Source organism: Falsibacillus pallidus, assembly GCF_003350505.1.
GTDB classification, from domain to species: Bacteria; Bacillota; Bacilli; order Bacillales; family DSM-25281; genus Falsibacillus; species Falsibacillus pallidus.
This window is the reverse complement of sequence record NZ_QQAY01000017.1, coordinates 1-17,445: the sequence shown is the minus strand read 5'-3', so window position 1 is coordinate 17,445 and position 17,445 is coordinate 1. Positions and strand designations below refer to the sequence as shown.

Sequence of the window (17,445 nt, the reverse complement as noted above, 5' to 3'; positions counted from 1 at the left end):
TAAAAGGCTTCCCGTATAAGAGCGGGAAGCCTTTTCTCATTGTTATCTATCCGGACGATCTTCCGGGCGGATCGCATCAATCGGTACATATACTTCAAGATGCCTGTACAGATTTTCGAATTCTGCCGGCAAAAGCCCTCCTAATTCTCCGTCAATATTCAGCTGCATCTTTTCAGTGGACTGCACCTTAATATGATTGGCCTGCGTGTAAATGACATTGGGATCATTGACGTGCTCTCCGCGGATGGCCAGAGATGCAATACGGATGAATTCTGCCAGATTCGTCTTCTTTAAAACGAGCAGGGAGAACAATCCATCATTGATGGAAGCATCCGGTGCAAGCCTCTCGAATCCTCCGACTGAATTGGTCAACCCGACTAAAAACAGCATGACTTCCCCTTCAAACAACTTTCCGTCATATTCAATAGACACTTCAGCAGCTCGGATCGAAGGCAGCATTTCCATGCCCTTTAAATAATAAGCCAACTGGCCAAGCATGGTTTTGAGCTTGCTTGGAACTTCGTATGTCAACTCAGTCAAGCGTCCCCCACCGGCAATATTGATGAAATAGCGGTCGTTCACCCTTCCGATATCAATCGGAATTCTGTCGCCTTTCACGATGATATCTACAGCGGCCATGATATCTCTCGGTATATGTAATGCACGCGCAAAGTCATTCGTTGTCCCTACCGGAATGATCCCTAATTTAGGACGGAATTCCTGCTCTGCCAAGCCATTGACAACTTCATTAATGGTCCCGTCCCCGCCTGCAGCAATGACAAGGTCGTATTTTCTTTCAACCGCAATGCGCGCCGCTTCAGAAGCATCGCCCTCACAGGTCGTCGCATGACAGGAGGTTTCATAGCCGGCCTGCTCCAGTCTCAACAGGACTTCCGCCAAATTCTTCTTGAATATTTCCCGTCCGGAAGTAGGATTATATATTATTCTTGCTCTTTTCATTACCCCATCATCCTAACCTTCTATTTATTTCTTGGCTCTTTTCTCAAAGTTTGTTGCTTTACCCATTAAAACAGGATCCCTTATGCAATCAAAATAACGTATTTAGCTAGTAAAGAGCCTGGATACCCATTTCAACGGACCAAACAGCTAGTTTTACGTTAAAATCGGCAATAAGATTTTAACAACAATTTGTACGAAAACAGCCATTTCTTTTTTAAGAACTATTTTAAGCCGAAAAATTGGTTAAATCTTTATTCTATTCCACTGATTATCCATCATCAAACCGTTTAATGAAACTGACGGAAATTATCATACCTCTTTTATTGAAAAAAATCTAATTAAAACATTGTGTCTAAAATTTCTTTCTCCTACATCATGCCTTCTTTTCGCAGCGGATAAACGCAAAATGAAAGATTAAAAAAAGGAAAAACCCCTTCCGCGTTGGGGAGAGGTCCTCTGCTCTGCAGCAATTCCACACTTCTGATCATGCTTTTTTGGCGAGTTTATCTTCCCTTCCATTTTTCCTGCTTCCTGATATCAGCTTCAGACCGCCGCCTATCAGCAGGACACATACAGCAGCAGGCTGAAAGTAGCTGTCAAACCAGTATTCTATATCGATGCCGATCTCGTTGTAAATGTAGGGGGATGCAGCCGGGAACATAACACTCGTCAACAGATAGTAGATGCCCAATAAAGCAAGTATGATGCCCACCCATCTCTGGTGATTGAATAAAAATGAAATGACCGGTTCATCTTTCAACTCTTCATTTCCGGATTTTGAAGCTGTCTGAAGTCCATCAAAAAAGCTGAAGAACCAGATGAGCGGGACAAGGAACAAGAACAGTCCCAGCCTTAAAATATCTAAGATATAAATGGATAACAAGAATAGCGCCATGAGCTGGATGCCCCTTTTCTGCAGCCCGAGATAAAGGTGGCCGGCGCCTGGGAATATGGATAAAAAGACCGCGATGGCCCTGCTCCTTTTGCCGCCATCCTTGCGCTCTTCGAACTCCTCGAGCAAGGATCGGTCGATCAGCATTTCCCCACGCTGCTTTTTATTCAATTGCTGCATGGAATCAAAAAATCCGAAGATCCATATAATCGGCAGGAACGCCAGAAATACTAAAAATTCACTTCTGTGAGATAAAAAGGTGACGAATAGCACAATGGAGCCAAATCCAAAGAATCCTGCCAGCAGCGTCAGCCCTCTGTTCATCAGCCCTAATTGAAAGTGTCCGACCCCAGGGATAAAGGAGAGGATGATGGTAAAGAACCTCTCTGATTCAAGCGATTGCCCGCCGAGAGCAGCGTCCTCCGTTTTGGTTTGATAGATCCTTGATGCCGTGATGGCTGTATCAATAATATTGATCAAATAGAGGATGAAAGCCATTATGCCAAGCATCAGGAATATCGGCCCTCCTGTAAAATTGATCATGGCCGCGGCTGCTAAAAGCAGTCCGAACACCCCGATTGTGTAAAAGAATCCCCTGACCAATTTTCCAATATACATTAAACCGGCACCGGGAAAAAACGCTAATAAAAAAGCAATGATGGGATTTTTCATTTTATTTATCCTCCTTCGTTTCCTTTTCTACCTTATCCACTATTGAAACAGTTTTATCGAGCAGCACCTTGGTGACAGAGTTCTTTGGCGGCGCTGATGAATTTTCGTAATCCGCAACATATGCTGTAATCGATTGAAAAACACCTGTGGACATCAACAGCACTGTCATGCCTGCAGCAAGGAGATATTGGACCACAGGCTTTTGAAAGACAGCCTTCTGTCTTTTTGCTTCAAGGTGATCTGTCAGGAAAATGACATTATCGGTTTGGGTAAGACTTGAAATTTCCTGCATGATTTTATCAGCGATGCCTTTCTCATCAAACTCCGGAGTGGATGAGCCCTGTTCTTTAACTGCCTGCATATATAAGTCCATGCAGGGGTCGCATTCATATAAGTGGTCCTCATATTCTTCCCGCTTTGATTCATCTAGATTGTCAGAAGCATAAAGCATCCATTGTTCATACGAAACGTGCGTCATGAGAAGTCATCCTCCTTCCAATGGTTTCTGATCCACTTCCTCGCCCTGTACAGCTTCATTTCAATTGTTTTTTCCTGCAGATCCATCTCCTTTGCCAGCTGGGTGCAGGATTTTTCCTGTATGTAAAACCCTTGGACAACCTCTCGATAATTTTCTGGAAGTTCTTCGATCCTCTTCTTTATGATGCGGTTTTTCTCTTTGCGGAGAATATACGATTCAATGCTTTCCGACTGCACCTTCTCAAATTGTCCTGCATTCATATCGTCTTCCAGATCCTCTTTCTTCCTTTGATGCTTCCGTTTGATATCTATGGCATGATTGACAGCGATTCTCGTGATCCAGGTCTTGAATCCTTGATGATTATAGTCAGGAAGGGATGTATAGATTTTCACAAACACTTCTTGTACCGCATCTTCCGTGTCCTTCTGATTTCGCAGTATCCCATTTACTGTCTGGAATACGTGGGAACTGCAATGCTCAATGATTATCCGGAAGGCTTCCTCATTCCCTGTCAGCACCTGTTCAATCAGTGCTTGATCCAATCTGCTCCCCCCTTTCAGCCGGTCTACATTTTAATAGACGAAATGACTTGGGCATGCCCCTACAGATTGGAAAAATTTTTTTTGAAAATGGGTGGCTGGCGCGGCTGCAATGGGAGCACTGGCACGCCCCGGTTTTTGTCGAATGATCTCGTTTTCCCCTTGGAGTTTACTTCCCAGACGGCCGCTCGCGCATAGAAAGGGGAGTTTGGCGCATAAGCTGCCTTGTATCGCGCATAGCCGGCAATTTTTCGCGCATAGAACCAGTGAAATGGCTCATAAGCAGCTATCTCTGGCGCATAGAGCCTGTGCAGGTATGAGATATATCCTAATTTCTCTACTCTCTGCATCCCCATTCCATCCTCCAGCCCCTGAATTGGTCATTCTACTGCCATTTCAGCATCATTTTGCGTGGATTCACTCATCAAACCCATGAAAAAACCTCCTCGGGAACCCGGTCCCAAGAAGGTCTGCCTTTGCCTATTTAAAAAAGTGCCACTCCGCGCGTTTTTAGGAATTCTATCGATTCATCAAGCGAGTCTTCATCGATCTGATAGACTTCGCGCACATACTTCTTCCATTTTTCTTTATCTTTGAGATTGATTTCGGAAATATTCCGGTAGGTCATCACTTTCAAGGAATGGTCCCGAAGGAAATAGCATTCATGGCCATTGAACCTTACTGCAGTGATTCTTCTCATTGTTTGGTTATTGTCCTCGTCCAGATAAGAGCTCTCGATATCTTTTTGAATATCTTCTTCTTCCAGCGGCTTCCACTGAATCTCTTTTTTTACAAAGGACTTGCCGTTTGCCCTGCGATCGACTTCATAGGATTCCTTTGTTTTTTGAGTAAAGATGATCTCTTCCCCAAACCCGTGTAGGACGTGCTGGCGCTTTCCTTCAAGCTCAATCGGCTTCATGATGGGGGAGCCGTATCCAACATCTGCATAATATCTTTTATTCTCTAAGACAACCATGATTCCGAGGTGCCCCGGCTCTACCCTTACCAGCGAACAGTCAAAATCAAGGGCTTTCAAAAGTCTTGTGAAGTTGATGTTCAGCGTGAAGCATGTTCCACCCCAGCCCTTATCAACCAAATTCCCGACAAACTCCTCCATCGAAGGGACATGGACTGGGTTTTTGCAATAGTAGTGGAATTTGCTGAATGTCTCATAGGGCACCTTAAAGAGATGCCGCTGGATGAGCCTCTGCAAATAATTGAGGCTTGGCGTTTCCTGCTCCATTTTTAAATAGTCCAGATATTTTTTTACTGTATCATTCATGATTATCACTCATTTCAACATTAGGCTTCGGGGCCTCCCGGGCGCCGGCACTATCTGTTTCCTATTTAACACTTCAAACGTGACAACGACATGACATCTTCATAATATTTTTAAGACGTTTCATTTTTTCTTTGATTTTACTAGTCGAATCTATGAAAATCAACAACTATCATCCCTCAATTTTTTTAACAGCCAAGCAAATGTTGGCGGATTCTGCGCTAAAAATATGAAACTATTTGTTCCTGTCATCCGTCTTACTAGTAGAAGAAGATTGCCGCAGGGAGGAAATCAGGCATGCGAAGAAGAAAAGCACTTTTATCCATAATCATTATTTCCGCTGTTTTATACGGTTTACTTATCGCATCCAGTGCAAACAAACAATCGAAAAGGTTGGATCTCGAAAATAAAGTCGTGTCCTTTATTGAAAAAAATGAGGAGAATGGTGCCGCTCATATCAATTTCCAAAAAGACATCGGCATTTCTTATGATAAGGCTTATATTTTCCCTCCATATACATCCGATAGTGAATTAAAAAAACATCTCGGAAACCGCTCAGCCGAACTGAAATCATACGGCCTTTACTATCGCGATGACATTTCACTCCTTGTCTTTGTAAAATCGAATCAAATCATGCATGTTGTCAAAATTCCGGCAAAATACAAAGTTACACCTGATAAAAGCTCTCATTCCCCCTATTTAATACAAAAGTCAGTCAAATTTAAAGTCAACGCATAACCCCATTCCGCCTTGGCCTTGGTCGAGAGCGGGATTTTTTGTATAATTTATGTAATTTTCTGACTTTTAATCTCATATAATGACAGACAAGACCCATGAAGGCTGTTTATTGGTTAAATAAGGGGAAATATCCATTCTTCTATGTAGAATCCTGTCAGTTTAGTTCCTTTTATCCTTGAAAATGGACCGTGTTTCTGTATACCATAATAAAATGGAATTAAAAATTGGGGGTTTCACTATGTTTAATATTTTACTTGCCATTGTCGGCGTTTTTATATTATACGAATTGATCAAAACGAAAAACGAAGTAATCGATTTAAATGATTCTATTAAGGATCTAAAAGATGAACTTGCCAAAAAGCATGATAAAGACATGGAATTCTAAATAAATAAGGCTGACTCATCGGATTGGTCTGTCCTCCTGCAAAAGATAAAATAGGAGAGAAACAGGCGCTTATGAGTCAGCCTTATTTTTTCACTTGCCTTCGTTCATTCGGTTCACATTTGCTTGTAGCGTCTTCTCTAAATCCTCAGTAAATCCTCTTTTCATGACGGCTCTTTCTTGTTTAAAATACTCCACTACTTCTTCATCGAACTCTATTTCAATCAATTCGCGGATATCCCATATCCGGAGTGCAATCATAATGGAAATTAAGTGCGCCACTGTGAAAGATTTTTTCTTAAAGTGAACCAGCTCATTGATTGTAGCTATACGAAGACCGGTCAAACGGTGCAGATCACCCTGCGTCATACCTCTGGCTCTAAGGATTTTCCCAAGCTTAACATTTACCTTATGAGGATATTTGGCAAGTGTTTCTATGATGATTTCGTTGGTCTTTTGGTGTATCATTTGTACAGCCCTCCACTTCTACCTTTTTATCATAACGTGGCTGGGCATTTTCTGGAACACTTTTACACAATCCAATTACTGGATTATTCATTTTTCAAAATCCGGACATAAAAAAATAACCCCCGCCAGCTAAAAGAAGGGCTATCATTCCTGTTCTTCGATAATTTTTTTCACCTTTCGGAAGTAGTACCTGACTTCCGGCAGATTGTCTGCTTCCTTTAGCTTCTGTACCAGATCTTCCGCTTCCTTCTTTTTGTCAGGAGTCAATTTAATTTTCACTTTCTCTTCTTTCGACATCGCCAACCGTGTTCACCTCATTGTGTATTGTAGATCCCTGATGAGACGCCGTCTCAAACTGATACCTTGAAATTTCACCAAGATAGTGCTGCCTGGTGCATTCCAAATTCTGTTCAAGCTTTCTGGTAATGACTGAACTTCCTCCAATTCCGGATACCAGACTGATATAAATCACATACCAGACAGGCACCGTATCCATGACCGGCAGGACTGACAAAAAACCGGCAATGATTCCAATGATGATATCCTTCGATGATCCAAAAATGTAATGCTTTTCTCCTTCATCTGTCACAAACTTTCTTGGAAGTGTAAACTCTCCATCCTTGAAGACTAAAATATGTCCCAGACCCCCGATACCACCCATCAACATCGGCAATACAATGATTTCAATTAAGGACATAATCGATACACCCTTTGAAATGATTTACTTATATTATATAATTTTCCAGAATATTCTGAATGGACAATTAGAAGGAAATTTCAAAAAAAGTTTCTCAGGGGAAAAATGGAATAATCATGATAATAGTCACACGTATTCTATCATTTATCAATTACAAAACAGCTTCTATCCCCCAAAAGCAGGACTCGCACCTTACGGGGACATGTATTTTAGGCTATTCCCTATTTTTCCCTCATATTAATTCCTCCAAGTAAAATGTGCGCCTGGACTTTCTTCTTTCTTTAAAATTGCAGAAGCCACTGAAAGCTGCGGAAGCCCTGTTTTAAGCAAAGGAGCATCTGGAAGCCCGGGCTTAACCAGAAATGGCGTACCAATGGATATATACGAATAAAGAGCTTCCATATCACCACTCCTTAATCGTATGCACCCGTGCGTCACTTTTTGGCCAATGGACGCGGGATCATTGGTTCCATGAATGGCGTATCCATCCTGAAGGACGAGGCCGCGCGTACCAAGTACACCATCTCCCCCATTTGGATTCACTACCCTCTGTGATACTTTGCTTGTGGAAAACGGAAGGTTCTCCTTGCCTGATGCTGTTGTATAGGATGACAGGATCGTTTCTTTCCCTGATGGGCTTATTTTGGCCAGGATCAACTTATTGGCTTTCGGATAAAAATGAAGCTCCAATTTGCTGAAGTTCGCAAATTTATCCGGGCTTTTTGATTTTAAAAGGATTGTATCTTTTTGTGCTGTTGCTTCATCTGAAAGCGTCAAAAAATTAGAAGGAGCCCCGCCGGTCATCTCGTCGAGGCTTTTTGGAATGTGTCCATATAATTCGTGGTACCTCACAAAGGCATTTTCCACTGAAAGAAGGGCAAGCGTTTCTTTCTGCTTCTCTATTGGTATTGATACGCTGTTCAAATCATCTTTTGGAGGCGGCTCAGGGTTATGATACTCGTGGAACTGATAATAATAGTCGTTCTTTTCGATAAAGAAACGATTTTCAACATACCTCCAGACAATAAGGAAGGTAAATAAAAGTAAGGACAGAATCAAAATGGCAAGCAGCCATTTCCATAATGAAGAATATCGGCTCGCCTTTTTGTTCTGCGCCGCATATGGCAATGACTGATATTGGTTGAGGTGGTCCAGCTCCCTTTTTGCTTGGAAATAGCCAAGCGCACTAGACTTCTCAAGCTGCTTGACTCCTTCTGTAAACTTCCCTTTTTTAAATAATTCCTGTGCATACTGGTAAAGCATCTGCCGATCATGAGGATGAAATTTTAAATACTTTTCACAATACCTTGGATCATTATTAGAAAGATACGTATGAGACCGAACCTGCGTCAGATTTTTCTTTAGATAGTCCAAATGATACACCCCCCTAATCAAATCTACTCACCGCCGCCATTTTTATACCAATTTTTTAAAAACTCAAAATTTTATTGGAATGAGTTGATAGACATGAGAGAATCGAGGGGAGATTGAAAATCATGGAGGATGGGAAAATGATCAAATCAAAAGTAGTTTCATTTGAAATGAATTCACAGGACCCTGATAAAGCAGCAGCGTTTTATTCTAATGTCTTCGGCTGGACGATTGGTGAACCAAAATGGGGGTATAGTGAAGCTGTTACAAATGGCGGCGACGGGATAAATGGCGGGATTGTGCACGGCCCGAGTGATTATCCACATGGGATCCGACTCCATTTAGAGGTGGATTCCATTGATAATGCTCTAAAGGAAGCTGTTCAAAACGGCGCGCAGATTGTACGTGAAAAGATGGAGTTTGAAGAATTTTATCTAGCCTACATAGTCGATCCGGTTGGGGTTGGCATCGGACTAATTGAAAATAAATAAAGGCTCTTTTCTTAAAGTTTGTTGCTTTTAAAATTAAATTAGGATAGTTTATACAAACAAAAGGGCTTATTTAGCTAGAAAAGAGCCTAGATTCTATATTGCAACGTGCCAAATCGATAATTTCGCGTTAAAATCGGCAGTAAGATTTTAACAACAATGTTTACGAAATCAGCCTAAATAAAACAAGGGCCTTCCGACTTTTAGTTAGAAGGCCCTTGTTGATTAAATTAAATCTTAGTGTACTCCGACTGCATCAAATGCTGCATTCACACTTGCTGCTTCCTGGCTGCTGGATCCGTATAGATCAACAGCAGATTGGACAGCTGCAGCACGAAGCTGGCTGAATGTAGCTTGAGGCGTCAAGTATTGAGTAAGCGCTCGGTAGAAAATAGCACCTGTTTTACTTGTGCCAACGCCTGTAACTTTCACTCCGTAAGCTGTACCTCCTTGGCTTAAAAGGTAGGCGGCTTTATTGCTGATGCCACTGTTTGTGTGAACTCCGCCATTATCGCTCGTTCCTGTGTAGCGGCTGGCATAGTTATCCGGATCGCCGTATTTAGTAGGATCGGACATGGAACGTAAGGCATCCCCTTGTTTTGAAGGAGTATAGATATCCTCGCCGATTTCCCAGTCAGGGCTTTTGCCTGAATAGAATTCTACTAAAGTACCGAAAATATCGGAAAGAGATTCATTGATGGCACCAGACTCATTTTGATAGACAAGTCCTGCCGTCTTTTCTGTCACGGCATGAGTCAATTCATGCGCAACCACATCGATGCCTCCTGAGAATTCGATGAAGTTTACTCCGTCTCCATCTCCATAAACCATTTGAGAGCCGTTCCAGAATGCGTTATTGTAGTTGCGGCTGTAGTGGACTGAAGCTTTCAATGCAGCCCCATTATTGTCATAGCTGTTGCGGTTGAATGTATTTTTATAATAATCATAAGTCACACCTGCATAATAATGAGCATCTACTGCTGCGTGATCATAGCTTGCATTGAACTGATCATCTGCATCTGCCCAAAGCGTTCCAGGTAACCGAGTACGGCTGGAGGCATCATATGTGAAAATGCCTTTTCCTCTTGTATTATCTTGAAGATAATAGGTAGAACCTGAAAGAAGAGTATTTAATGATTTCGTATCTCCCAGCACTCCCGTACCAGTACCGACTGTGTTCGTGCCGCCCGTTGCACCGCCGCCCGGCTTCGCATGATCGATAGAATTATATTTTGAAAGAATTTCCCCAGATGAAGCATCGACAAAATAGTCCCAGTTGCCCGGCTCTGGAGAAAGGAAATTATAATTTACGTGGTAAGCATAATGTGCAGTGCCGTCTTTCATAAAGATCACATAATCCGCTTTTGGAGCGTATTCGTAGTCTGGCTGTGAACCTGCTGCTGCCGTCAAATCTGCTTCCCCTTTGGAGATCGCATCCTTCTTGGATACCTTATCTGCCTTGCTTCCAGCCTTTTTATCCAAGTCCGGCTGAACCGCGCCTGAGAGGGCTGTCAATACGCCATCTTTATCAACATGTGCCGTGATGACCGAGCCGAATACAGGAGTCCCTTTATAGACCTGTTGAAGGCGAAGATATGTAAAGCCAAGTTCATCCTGTTGCTTCTCCAGGACTTTAAATGAATTCTTCGCATCTCCCCCAAGTTTGAAGGAGCCTTCTTTGCCATTGAGATAATTGAATACGATGGTTTCTGCCGAATCCTTCGAAGCTTTTGTCAATTTGCCTGAAACAAATTCCGGCGTCCCGACACGATCGCTCCATTTCACTTTTTCAGATAGATCTGCAGAACCGTTTCCTTGGGCATATGAATACACCGTCGGACTCATAACCAAACCTGCAGCCAACCCCAATGCAACCAATTGTTTTTTCAATGAAACAACAACTCCTCTTTCTATTTTTTTGGACTACAGATATGAATATACAGAAAATAAATAATATTTAAAATAGTCCGTTATAACTCAATTATGAAAATACACCCATGCGTATTTTCCCATTTTCTATAACCATAGGAATAATGGGAATAAAATGCGGTTTTCAGCATATTTGTAGGTGTTTAAGGTCGGAAAATACCGATGGCGCATAGGAGTGTGATTCTGGCGCATAAGTTACTCTGTTCGGCGCATAGGCGGTTGTTTTTGGCGCATAAGTTACTTCGCCCGGCGCATTGACATGTACTTTTCGCGCATAGAACTTTTCTCGAAGGTTAAATCCCCGTAAATTCAGCACAATTTAGTACTTGAAACCCATCTTGCCGACATTTCGCACAGGTTTTTGCTCCAAAACAACAAAAAAAGCTGGCCGCAGCCAGCTTTTCATCAAACTTTATGGTTTATCTTTTATTCATTTCTTCAATCAATAATTTATTGACCATCGGTGGATTTGCCTGTCCTTTGGTCGCTTTCATGATTTGACCGACCAGGAATCCAAGGGCGCGGTCTTTACCGTTTTTGAAATCCTCGATGGACTGCTCGTTAGCGTCCAGGATCTCAGTTACGATTTTGAGAAGTGCTCCTTCGTCAGAAATCTGCACAAGGCCTTTTTCTTTGACGATTTTCTCTGCATCCCCGCCGTTTTCAATCAATTCTTTGAACACTTTCTTCGCGATTTTGGAAGAAATCGTTCCAGCTTCGATTAATTTGATCATGCCTGCCAATCCTTGAGGAGTCAATGCCGTATCTTCCAATTCCTTTTGCTCGGAATTCAGGTAGGCAGACACTTCACCCATCAACCAGTTGGAAGCAAGCTTCGTATCTGCACCAGCTGCAACGGTTTCCTCGAAGAAATCAGACATTTCTTTCGTAAGGGTCAAGACCATCGCATCGTATGCAGGAAGCCCCATGTCTTCAATATAGCGTTTCCTGCGCTGATCCGGAAGCTCAGGGATTTCTGCACGGACACGCTCTTTCCATTCATCATCGATATGAAGGGCAACCAAGTCAGGTTCCGGGAAGTAGCGGTAGTCGTCAGATCCTTCTTTTACACGCATAAGGATGGTTTTGCCTGTAGACTCATCAAAGCGTCTTGTTTCCTGCTCGATAAGACCGCCTGAAAGAAGCACTTTTTCCTGGCGCTTCTCTTCAAATTCCAATCCTTTGCGGACAAAGTTGAAGGAGTTCAAGTTTTTCAATTCTGCTTTCGTACCGAATTTTTCTTGTCCGATTGGACGAAGGGAAATATTCGCATCGCAGCGCAATGAGCCCTCTTCCATCTTACAGTCAGAAACACCTGTATATTGAATGATGGATTTTAACTTTTCAAGATAAGCATACGCTTCTTCAGGCGTACGGATATCCGGCTCGGAAACGATCTCGATCAACGGTGTTCCTTGACGGTTGTAGTCGACAAGGGAATACCCATTGCCTGAGTGAGTCAATTTCCCTGAATCTTCTTCTAAATGCAGGCGAGTGATACCGATTCGCTTTTTCTTACCGTCGACCTCAATTTCGATCCAGCCATGCTCACCGATCGGTTTATCAAATTGAGAGATTTGATACGCTTTTGGATTGTCAGGATAGAAATAGTTTTTACGGTCGAATTTAGTATCCGTTGCGATTTGGCAGTTCAGCGCCATTGCAGCCTTCATACCGAACTCTACTGCTCTTTTATTTAAAACTGGCAGGACCCCCGGGTAGCCAAGGTCGATGACGTTTGTATTTGTATTTGGCTCTGCCCCGAAATGAGCAGGCGCCGGTGAAAATATTTTGGAATCTGTTTTTAGTTCTACATGGACCTCAAGTCCAATGATTGTTTCAAAGTTCATTCCTATGCCCCCCCCCTTACAGTCCTGGTTTTTGTTTATGGAAGTCTGTAGCCTGTTCAAAGGCATGTGCCACACGATAAACCGTACTCTCATCAAAGTGCTTACCGATGATTTGCAATCCAAGCGGCAGTCCGTTTGATGCAAATCCTGCAGGAACGGAGATTCCCGGTACACCAGCAAGGTTAACAGGGATTGTCAGGATATCGTTCGCATACATTGTCAAAGGATCGTCGATTTTTTCGCCGATCTTGAACGCAGGTGTCGGAGTTGTTGGGCCAATGATGACATCGTAGTTCTCAAAGACATCTTCAAAGTCCTTTTTGATCAGCGTACGGGCCTGCTGAGCTTTAATATAGTAAGCATCATAATAGCCTGAGCTTAATGCAAATGTTCCAAGCATGATACGGCGCTTCACTTCTTCACCGAATCCTTCAGAACGTGTCTTCTTGTATAGGTCGACAAGGTTTTCCGCATTTGGAGAACGGTAGCCGTAGCGGACGCCGTCGAAGCGCGCCAAGTTGGATGATGCTTCAGAAGAGGCTAGCAGGTAGTAAGTAGCCACACCGTATTTAGAATGTGGAAGGGAAACTTCATCCCATGTAGCGCCTAATCCTTCAAGGACTTTTAACGCATTCATCACAGATTGCTTTGTTTCTTCGCTGACACCTTCGCCTAGATATTCTTTAGGGACGGCGATGCGAAGCCCTTTGACATCGCCAGTCAAAGCTTCTGCGAAATTCGGCACCTCTACATTTGCTGAAGTAGAGTCGTTTGCATCTAGTCCTGAAATGGCTTGCAAAAGATAGGCATTATCTTCAACTGTACGTGTGATCGGGCCGATTTGATCCAATGAAGAAGCAAATGCCACTAGGCCGAAACGGGAAACGCGGCCATATGTCGGCTTCAATCCTACCACACCGCAGAATGCTGCAGGCTGGCGGATGGATCCACCAGTATCTGATCCAAGTGAAAATAGTACTTCCCCTGCTGCAACAGATGCCGCTGAACCGCCGGAAGATCCGCCTGGAACGGTTTCAAGGTTCCATGGGTTGCTGGTCTTTTGGAAACCGGAGTTTTCAGTGGAAGATCCCATCGCGAATTCATCCATGTTCAATTTTCCGATCGTCACTGTTTCAGCACTATGAAGCTTGTTCATGACAGTCGCATCATAAATAGGATCGAAGTTTTCGAGGATCTTGCTTCCGCATGTTGTGCGAAGATTCTTTGTAACGATGTTATCCTTGATCCCGATCGGCATTCCGAACAGAAGTCCTTTGGATTCATCCGTACCAAGTTTGGCGTCGAGTTCTTTTGCTTTTTGGCGAGCAGACTCCTCATTAAGGGTCAAGAAAGCTTTCACTTGATCCTCGACGGCACCGATGCGCTTATATGATTCATCTACAAGATCTGTTACAGTGATTTCTTTTTTATGTAAAAGTTCATGAAGCTCTGATACTTTATGATCAAATAATGACATTGAATTCCCTCCTATTCCAAGATGGTCGGAACACGAACTTGTCCATCTTGATGATCTGGTGCATTTTTCAATACTTCTTCACGCGGAAGTCCTTTGACGGATTTGTCTTCTCGCAGCACATTTTTCATATCCAATACATGTGAAGTAGGCTTCACATTATCTGTATCCAACTCATTAAGCTGTTCCGCAAATCCAATGATTGCGTCAAGCTGATGGGCAAATTTTTCAACTTCCTGTTCTGAAAATTCCAGACGGGCAAGGTGAGCAACGTGCTTAACCTCTTCTTTTGAAATTCTGGACATTCCATTCACCTCCGAAAATAGTCGAACAAACACAATAATATTGATAATATCAAACTTCAATCATGACAAGCAACTTGAATTGGCATTTCAATACATAAGTATTATTGTACCACGAACGCTGTCTGTCTCACAGGTATGAGCTAGTTATTTCCTTACAAAGATGAAGGAAAATACAGGCTGCACCCAAATTGAATATTTTTACAAAATTCATATGGACATTCTTCCCGTAAAAGTAAAAAATAATAATGAAGGAAATGGGGGAATTTTCATTGAAATTTTTTCGATTTGATGAGGAAGTTAAACGTTCCATCACTGCATTTAACAGTCGCAATGTCGGCATCAGTCCAATTATGAAATCCGCTGCACCTTCCCAGATTGGCTGCATGCATTTCAGTGGAGACAGCGTTCTCGGTATGCATCCGGCCACATGCCCACAGCTCTTTTTAGTAACAGATGGCTCAGGATGGGTGAAACTGCGAGGAGAAGATCCAGTCCCTGTGGAAGCCGGTACAGCTGTATTCTGGGAAACCGGTGAAGAACATGAATCAGGCTCCGCAAACGGTATGACCGCATTTGTAATGGAAGGAGAACACTTCTCTCCTGAGAAATTCATGCCTGCTTTGACTCCAGTAAAATACAATAAAAATTAATTTCTTCTTCACGGATATGGCGCCTTTCTGAGGGTGCCTTTTTTGTATAAAAAAATAGTGAAAGGGAGAAATTATTGGGGTGAAAACTGTTAGGATTTGTTACCGGGTTTTCCAGTAAAAAAGCTTGTAATGTTTTTGATATATAATTCTGAATAGTTTTACTTTAATTTCTTTTCAACCCTTGCCTATCCCTTATGTCAACTGGTCTGAACGCTCTTCCGTATATTGTTGCAATTGTTTCGATTCCTTGAACAAAGGGAATATATTTGTTAGGTTATTGAACCGTAGGCAGAGCTTTCGGTTCGTCGTTCGTGAGCTCTAAAAAATTTTACTCAAAGGAGAGATATAGTGGAAACAGGAACGTTAGTATCATTAGGAATATACTTCGTCGGTATGCTCCTGATCGGTTTCTACGCTTATAAGAAATCGACAGGCAACTTATCGGAATACATGTTAGGCGGTCGTGGACTGGGTCCTGCTGTAACAGCTTTATCAGCCGGGGCGTCTGATATGAGTGGATGGATGCTCATGGGATTGCCAGGCGCAATGTACGCAGACGGACTTTCAAGTGCCTGGATCGCAGTCGGTTTATCCATCGGTGCGTATCTGAACTACCTCATTTTGGCTCCACGCCTTAGAACGTACACGGTGGTAGCAAACGACTCCATTACGATCCCCGATTACTTCGAAAATCGTTTTATGGATAAAACAAGGATTCTACGGTTCTTCTCCGCAATCGTAATCATTATTTTCTTTACGCTGTATACTTCAGCTGGTTTAGTATCAGGAGGAACCTTATTCGAATCTGCATTTGGCCTTGATTACCGTGTAGGTCTATTCGTTACAGCAGCTGTCGTAATCTGCTACACATTATTTGGCGGCTTCCTTGCAGTTAGTTTGACGGACTTCGCACAAGGTGTCATCATGTTTATCGCATTGGTCATGGTGCCAATCGTCGCATTCACTGATTTAGGTGGAACGGCAACTGTTTTTGATGAAGTTAGAAATATTGATCCAACTCTATTAGATATTTTTAAAGGAACGTCCATTATTGGAATTTTATCATTCCTTGCATGGGGATTGGGCTACTTCGGGCAGCCCCATATCATCGTTCGCTTTATGGCCATTTCTTCTATTAAAGAATTAAAGCCGGCACGACGCATTGCTATGAGCTGGATGATTATTTCTATCATTGGTGCACTACTGACTGGTTTGGTCGGTATTGCTTATATCTCCGTGAATGGTCTTTCATTGGATGATCCGGAAACAATCTTCATCTACTTCTCGCAAGTGCTGTTCAACCCGTATATCACTGGATTCTTATTAGCAGCCATCCTGGCGGCAATCATGAGTACAATTTCTTCCCAATTGCTCGTTACGTCCAGTGCATTGACAGAAGACTTCTACAAAGCATTTCTACGCAGAAATGCATCTGATAAGGAACTCGTGACAATCGGTCGACTTGCTGTTTTGCTTGTGGCCATTGTAGGCATCCTTTTATCTCTTACACCAAACGATACTATCCTTGGCCTGGTAGGTAATGCATGGGCAGGATTCGGTTCCGCATTCGGTCCAGCCATCCTATTGAGCTTGTACTGGAAGCGCATGACCAAGTGGGGTGCACTTGCAGGAATGATCGTTGGTGCCGTTACCGTCATCATTTGGATCAGCATCGATGGATTGAGTGAGTTCATGTACGAAATGATTCCAGGCTTCTTCCTCAGCTTGATTGCTGTTATCGTTGTAAGTATGATGACCAGCAGTCCGAAAAAAGCTGTCCATGAAAAATTTGATGAAATGGAAGAAGTGCTTGAAGATGCAACAAAATAAAATTTATTGATTTTATAGCTTACGGCGAAACTTTAAGAGCCCCTGTCTTGTGACAGGGGCTCTTTTTCACTTCTATCTGGCTGGCTTCAGCGCCTAGCTGCTCGAGGTCATAAGCCATAACTCTACGGAAATCAGGATTTCCTCCGAGTTCCGTCTTATGCATGTCGCAGCTTTCAAGGCACATCCGCTTTTCTATTTTATAACATTTCAGAAGTTGTTTTTGCTTGCATGTGAAGCATTAGGTAGTCTGGGCCGCCCGCTTTGGAGTCGGTTCCGGACATGTTGAATCCGCCGAACGGCTGGTAGCCGACGATCGCGCCTGTACAGCCGCGGTTGAAGTAAAGGTTTCCGACATGGAAGTCTTCCTTCGCCTGGTCGATGTGTGCGCGGTTGTTCGTGATGACTGCACCCGTCAAGCCGTAGTCTGTGTCGTTGGCGATTTC

General features: G+C 42.9%; 20 protein-coding genes. 5 read left to right on the top strand and 15 right to left on the bottom strand.

Going from position 1 to position 17,445, the window contains the following annotated elements:
* Nucleotides 1-42: 42 nt before the first annotated feature.
* The 6 genes from DFR59_RS17185 to DFR59_RS17160 form a co-directional block, all read right to left on the bottom strand.
* The gene (locus tag DFR59_RS17185; RefSeq protein WP_114746903.1) at nt 43-960 is read right to left on the bottom strand and encodes a diacylglycerol kinase; all 918 of its coding nucleotides are present in this window, start codon (nt 958-960) and stop codon (nt 43-45) included.
* Nucleotides 961-1,444: 484 nt separating this feature from the next.
* The gene (locus tag DFR59_RS17180; RefSeq protein ID WP_114746902.1) at nt 1,445-2,524 is read right to left on the bottom strand and encodes a hypothetical protein; all 1,080 of its coding nucleotides are present in this window, start codon (nt 2,522-2,524) and stop codon (nt 1,445-1,447) included.
* Between the two features lies 1 nt (nt 2,525).
* Nucleotides 2,526-3,002: an anti-sigma factor gene (locus DFR59_RS17175; protein ID WP_114746901.1), complete on the bottom strand. Its 477-nt coding sequence runs from the start codon at nt 3,000-3,002 to the stop codon at nt 2,526-2,528.
* Nucleotides 2,999-3,544, bottom strand: coding sequence for an RNA polymerase sigma factor (locus tag DFR59_RS17170; RefSeq protein WP_114746900.1), 546 nt, complete (start codon nt 3,542-3,544; stop codon nt 2,999-3,001). Before DFR59_RS17170 ends, DFR59_RS17175 begins: the two co-directional genes overlap by 4 nt.
* A gap of 59 nt (nt 3,545-3,603) precedes the next feature.
* Nucleotides 3,604-3,897, bottom strand: coding sequence for a hypothetical protein (locus DFR59_RS17165; protein ID WP_114746899.1), 294 nt, complete (start codon nt 3,895-3,897; stop codon nt 3,604-3,606).
* 128 nt (nt 3,898-4,025) lie between these two features.
* Complete coding sequence (locus DFR59_RS17160; RefSeq protein ID WP_114746898.1) at nt 4,026-4,823, bottom strand: arylamine N-acetyltransferase; 798 nt, start codon at nt 4,821-4,823, stop codon at nt 4,026-4,028.
* Between the two features lie 294 nt (nt 4,824-5,117).
* On the opposite strand from DFR59_RS17160, the gene DFR59_RS17155 reads away from it, so the two are divergent.
* Both DFR59_RS17155 and DFR59_RS20160 read left to right on the top strand, forming a co-directional pair.
* On the top strand, nt 5,118-5,558 hold the full coding sequence (locus tag DFR59_RS17155) for a hypothetical protein (RefSeq protein WP_114746897.1): 441 nt from the start codon (nt 5,118-5,120) through the stop codon (nt 5,556-5,558).
* Between the two features lie 238 nt (nt 5,559-5,796).
* Nucleotides 5,797-5,943, top strand: coding sequence for a hypothetical protein (locus DFR59_RS20160; RefSeq protein WP_158538433.1), 147 nt, complete (start codon nt 5,797-5,799; stop codon nt 5,941-5,943).
* A 90-nt stretch (nt 5,944-6,033) separates the two neighbouring features.
* Here the strand turns inward: DFR59_RS20160 and DFR59_RS17150 are convergent, their stop codons facing one another.
* From DFR59_RS17150 to DFR59_RS17140, 4 genes are all read right to left on the bottom strand, one after another.
* Nucleotides 6,034-6,408 carry a helix-turn-helix domain-containing protein gene (locus DFR59_RS17150; protein ID WP_114746896.1) on the bottom strand — a complete coding sequence of 125 codons (375 nt, stop codon included), beginning with the start codon at nt 6,406-6,408 and terminating at the stop codon, nt 6,034-6,036.
* A gap of 144 nt (nt 6,409-6,552) precedes the next feature.
* Nucleotides 6,553-6,711 carry a hypothetical protein gene (locus DFR59_RS20155; protein ID WP_158538432.1) on the bottom strand — a complete coding sequence of 53 codons (159 nt, stop codon included), beginning with the start codon at nt 6,709-6,711 and terminating at the stop codon, nt 6,553-6,555.
* Nucleotides 6,677-7,105 (bottom strand): DUF4257 domain-containing protein, encoded by a 429-nt coding sequence (locus tag DFR59_RS17145; RefSeq protein WP_114746895.1) that lies wholly within the window; start codon nt 7,103-7,105, stop codon nt 6,677-6,679. Before DFR59_RS17145 ends, DFR59_RS20155 begins: the two co-directional genes overlap by 35 nt.
* 237 nt (nt 7,106-7,342) lie before the next feature.
* Nucleotides 7,343-8,479, bottom strand: coding sequence for a L,D-transpeptidase (locus DFR59_RS17140; RefSeq protein WP_114746894.1), 1,137 nt, complete (start codon nt 8,477-8,479; stop codon nt 7,343-7,345).
* A 137-nt stretch (nt 8,480-8,616) separates the two neighbouring features.
* Between DFR59_RS17140 and DFR59_RS17135 the strand changes: the two genes are divergently transcribed.
* The gene (locus tag DFR59_RS17135; RefSeq protein WP_114746937.1) at nt 8,617-8,967 is read left to right on the top strand and encodes a VOC family protein; all 351 of its coding nucleotides are present in this window, start codon (nt 8,617-8,619) and stop codon (nt 8,965-8,967) included.
* Between the two features lie 234 nt (nt 8,968-9,201).
* On the opposite strand, the gene DFR59_RS17130 is transcribed toward DFR59_RS17135, so the two are convergent.
* The 4 genes from DFR59_RS17130 to gatC all read right to left on the bottom strand — a co-directional run bounded on the left by DFR59_RS17130 (nt 9,202) and on the right by gatC (nt 14,522).
* Entirely contained in the window at nt 9,202-10,854 is a 1,653-nt protein-coding gene (locus DFR59_RS17130) for a M4 family metallopeptidase (protein WP_114746893.1), read from the bottom strand.
* Between the two features lie 458 nt (nt 10,855-11,312).
* Nucleotides 11,313-12,743 carry an Asp-tRNA(Asn)/Glu-tRNA(Gln) amidotransferase subunit GatB gene (gene gatB, locus DFR59_RS17125; protein WP_114746892.1) on the bottom strand — a complete coding sequence of 477 codons (1,431 nt, stop codon included), beginning with the start codon at nt 12,741-12,743 and terminating at the stop codon, nt 11,313-11,315.
* Between the two features lie 16 nt (nt 12,744-12,759).
* Nucleotides 12,760-14,220, bottom strand: a complete 1,461-nt coding sequence (gene gatA / locus DFR59_RS17120; RefSeq protein WP_114746891.1) for an Asp-tRNA(Asn)/Glu-tRNA(Gln) amidotransferase subunit GatA — start codon at nt 14,218-14,220, stop codon at nt 12,760-12,762.
* An 11-nt stretch (nt 14,221-14,231) separates the two neighbouring features.
* Complete coding sequence (gene gatC / locus DFR59_RS17115; protein ID WP_114746890.1) at nt 14,232-14,522, bottom strand: Asp-tRNA(Asn)/Glu-tRNA(Gln) amidotransferase subunit GatC; 291 nt, start codon at nt 14,520-14,522, stop codon at nt 14,232-14,234.
* 269 nt (nt 14,523-14,791) lie between these two features.
* Between gatC and DFR59_RS17110 the strand changes: the two genes are divergently transcribed.
* Together DFR59_RS17110 and putP are read left to right on the top strand one after the other, a co-directional pair.
* Nucleotides 14,792-15,172, top strand: a complete 381-nt coding sequence (locus DFR59_RS17110) for a cupin domain-containing protein (protein WP_114746889.1) — start codon at nt 14,792-14,794, stop codon at nt 15,170-15,172.
* Nucleotides 15,173-15,565: 393 nt separating this feature from the next.
* On the top strand, nt 15,566-17,002 hold the full coding sequence (putP, locus tag DFR59_RS17105; protein ID WP_245948521.1) for a sodium/proline symporter PutP: 1,437 nt from the start codon (nt 15,566-15,568) through the stop codon (nt 17,000-17,002).
* A gap of 197 nt (nt 17,003-17,199) precedes the next feature.
* Here putP and DFR59_RS17100 read toward each other — a convergent pair.
* On the bottom strand, nt 17,200-17,445 hold a 246-nt coding region (locus tag DFR59_RS17100), incomplete at its 5' end, for an aldehyde dehydrogenase family protein (protein WP_114746887.1).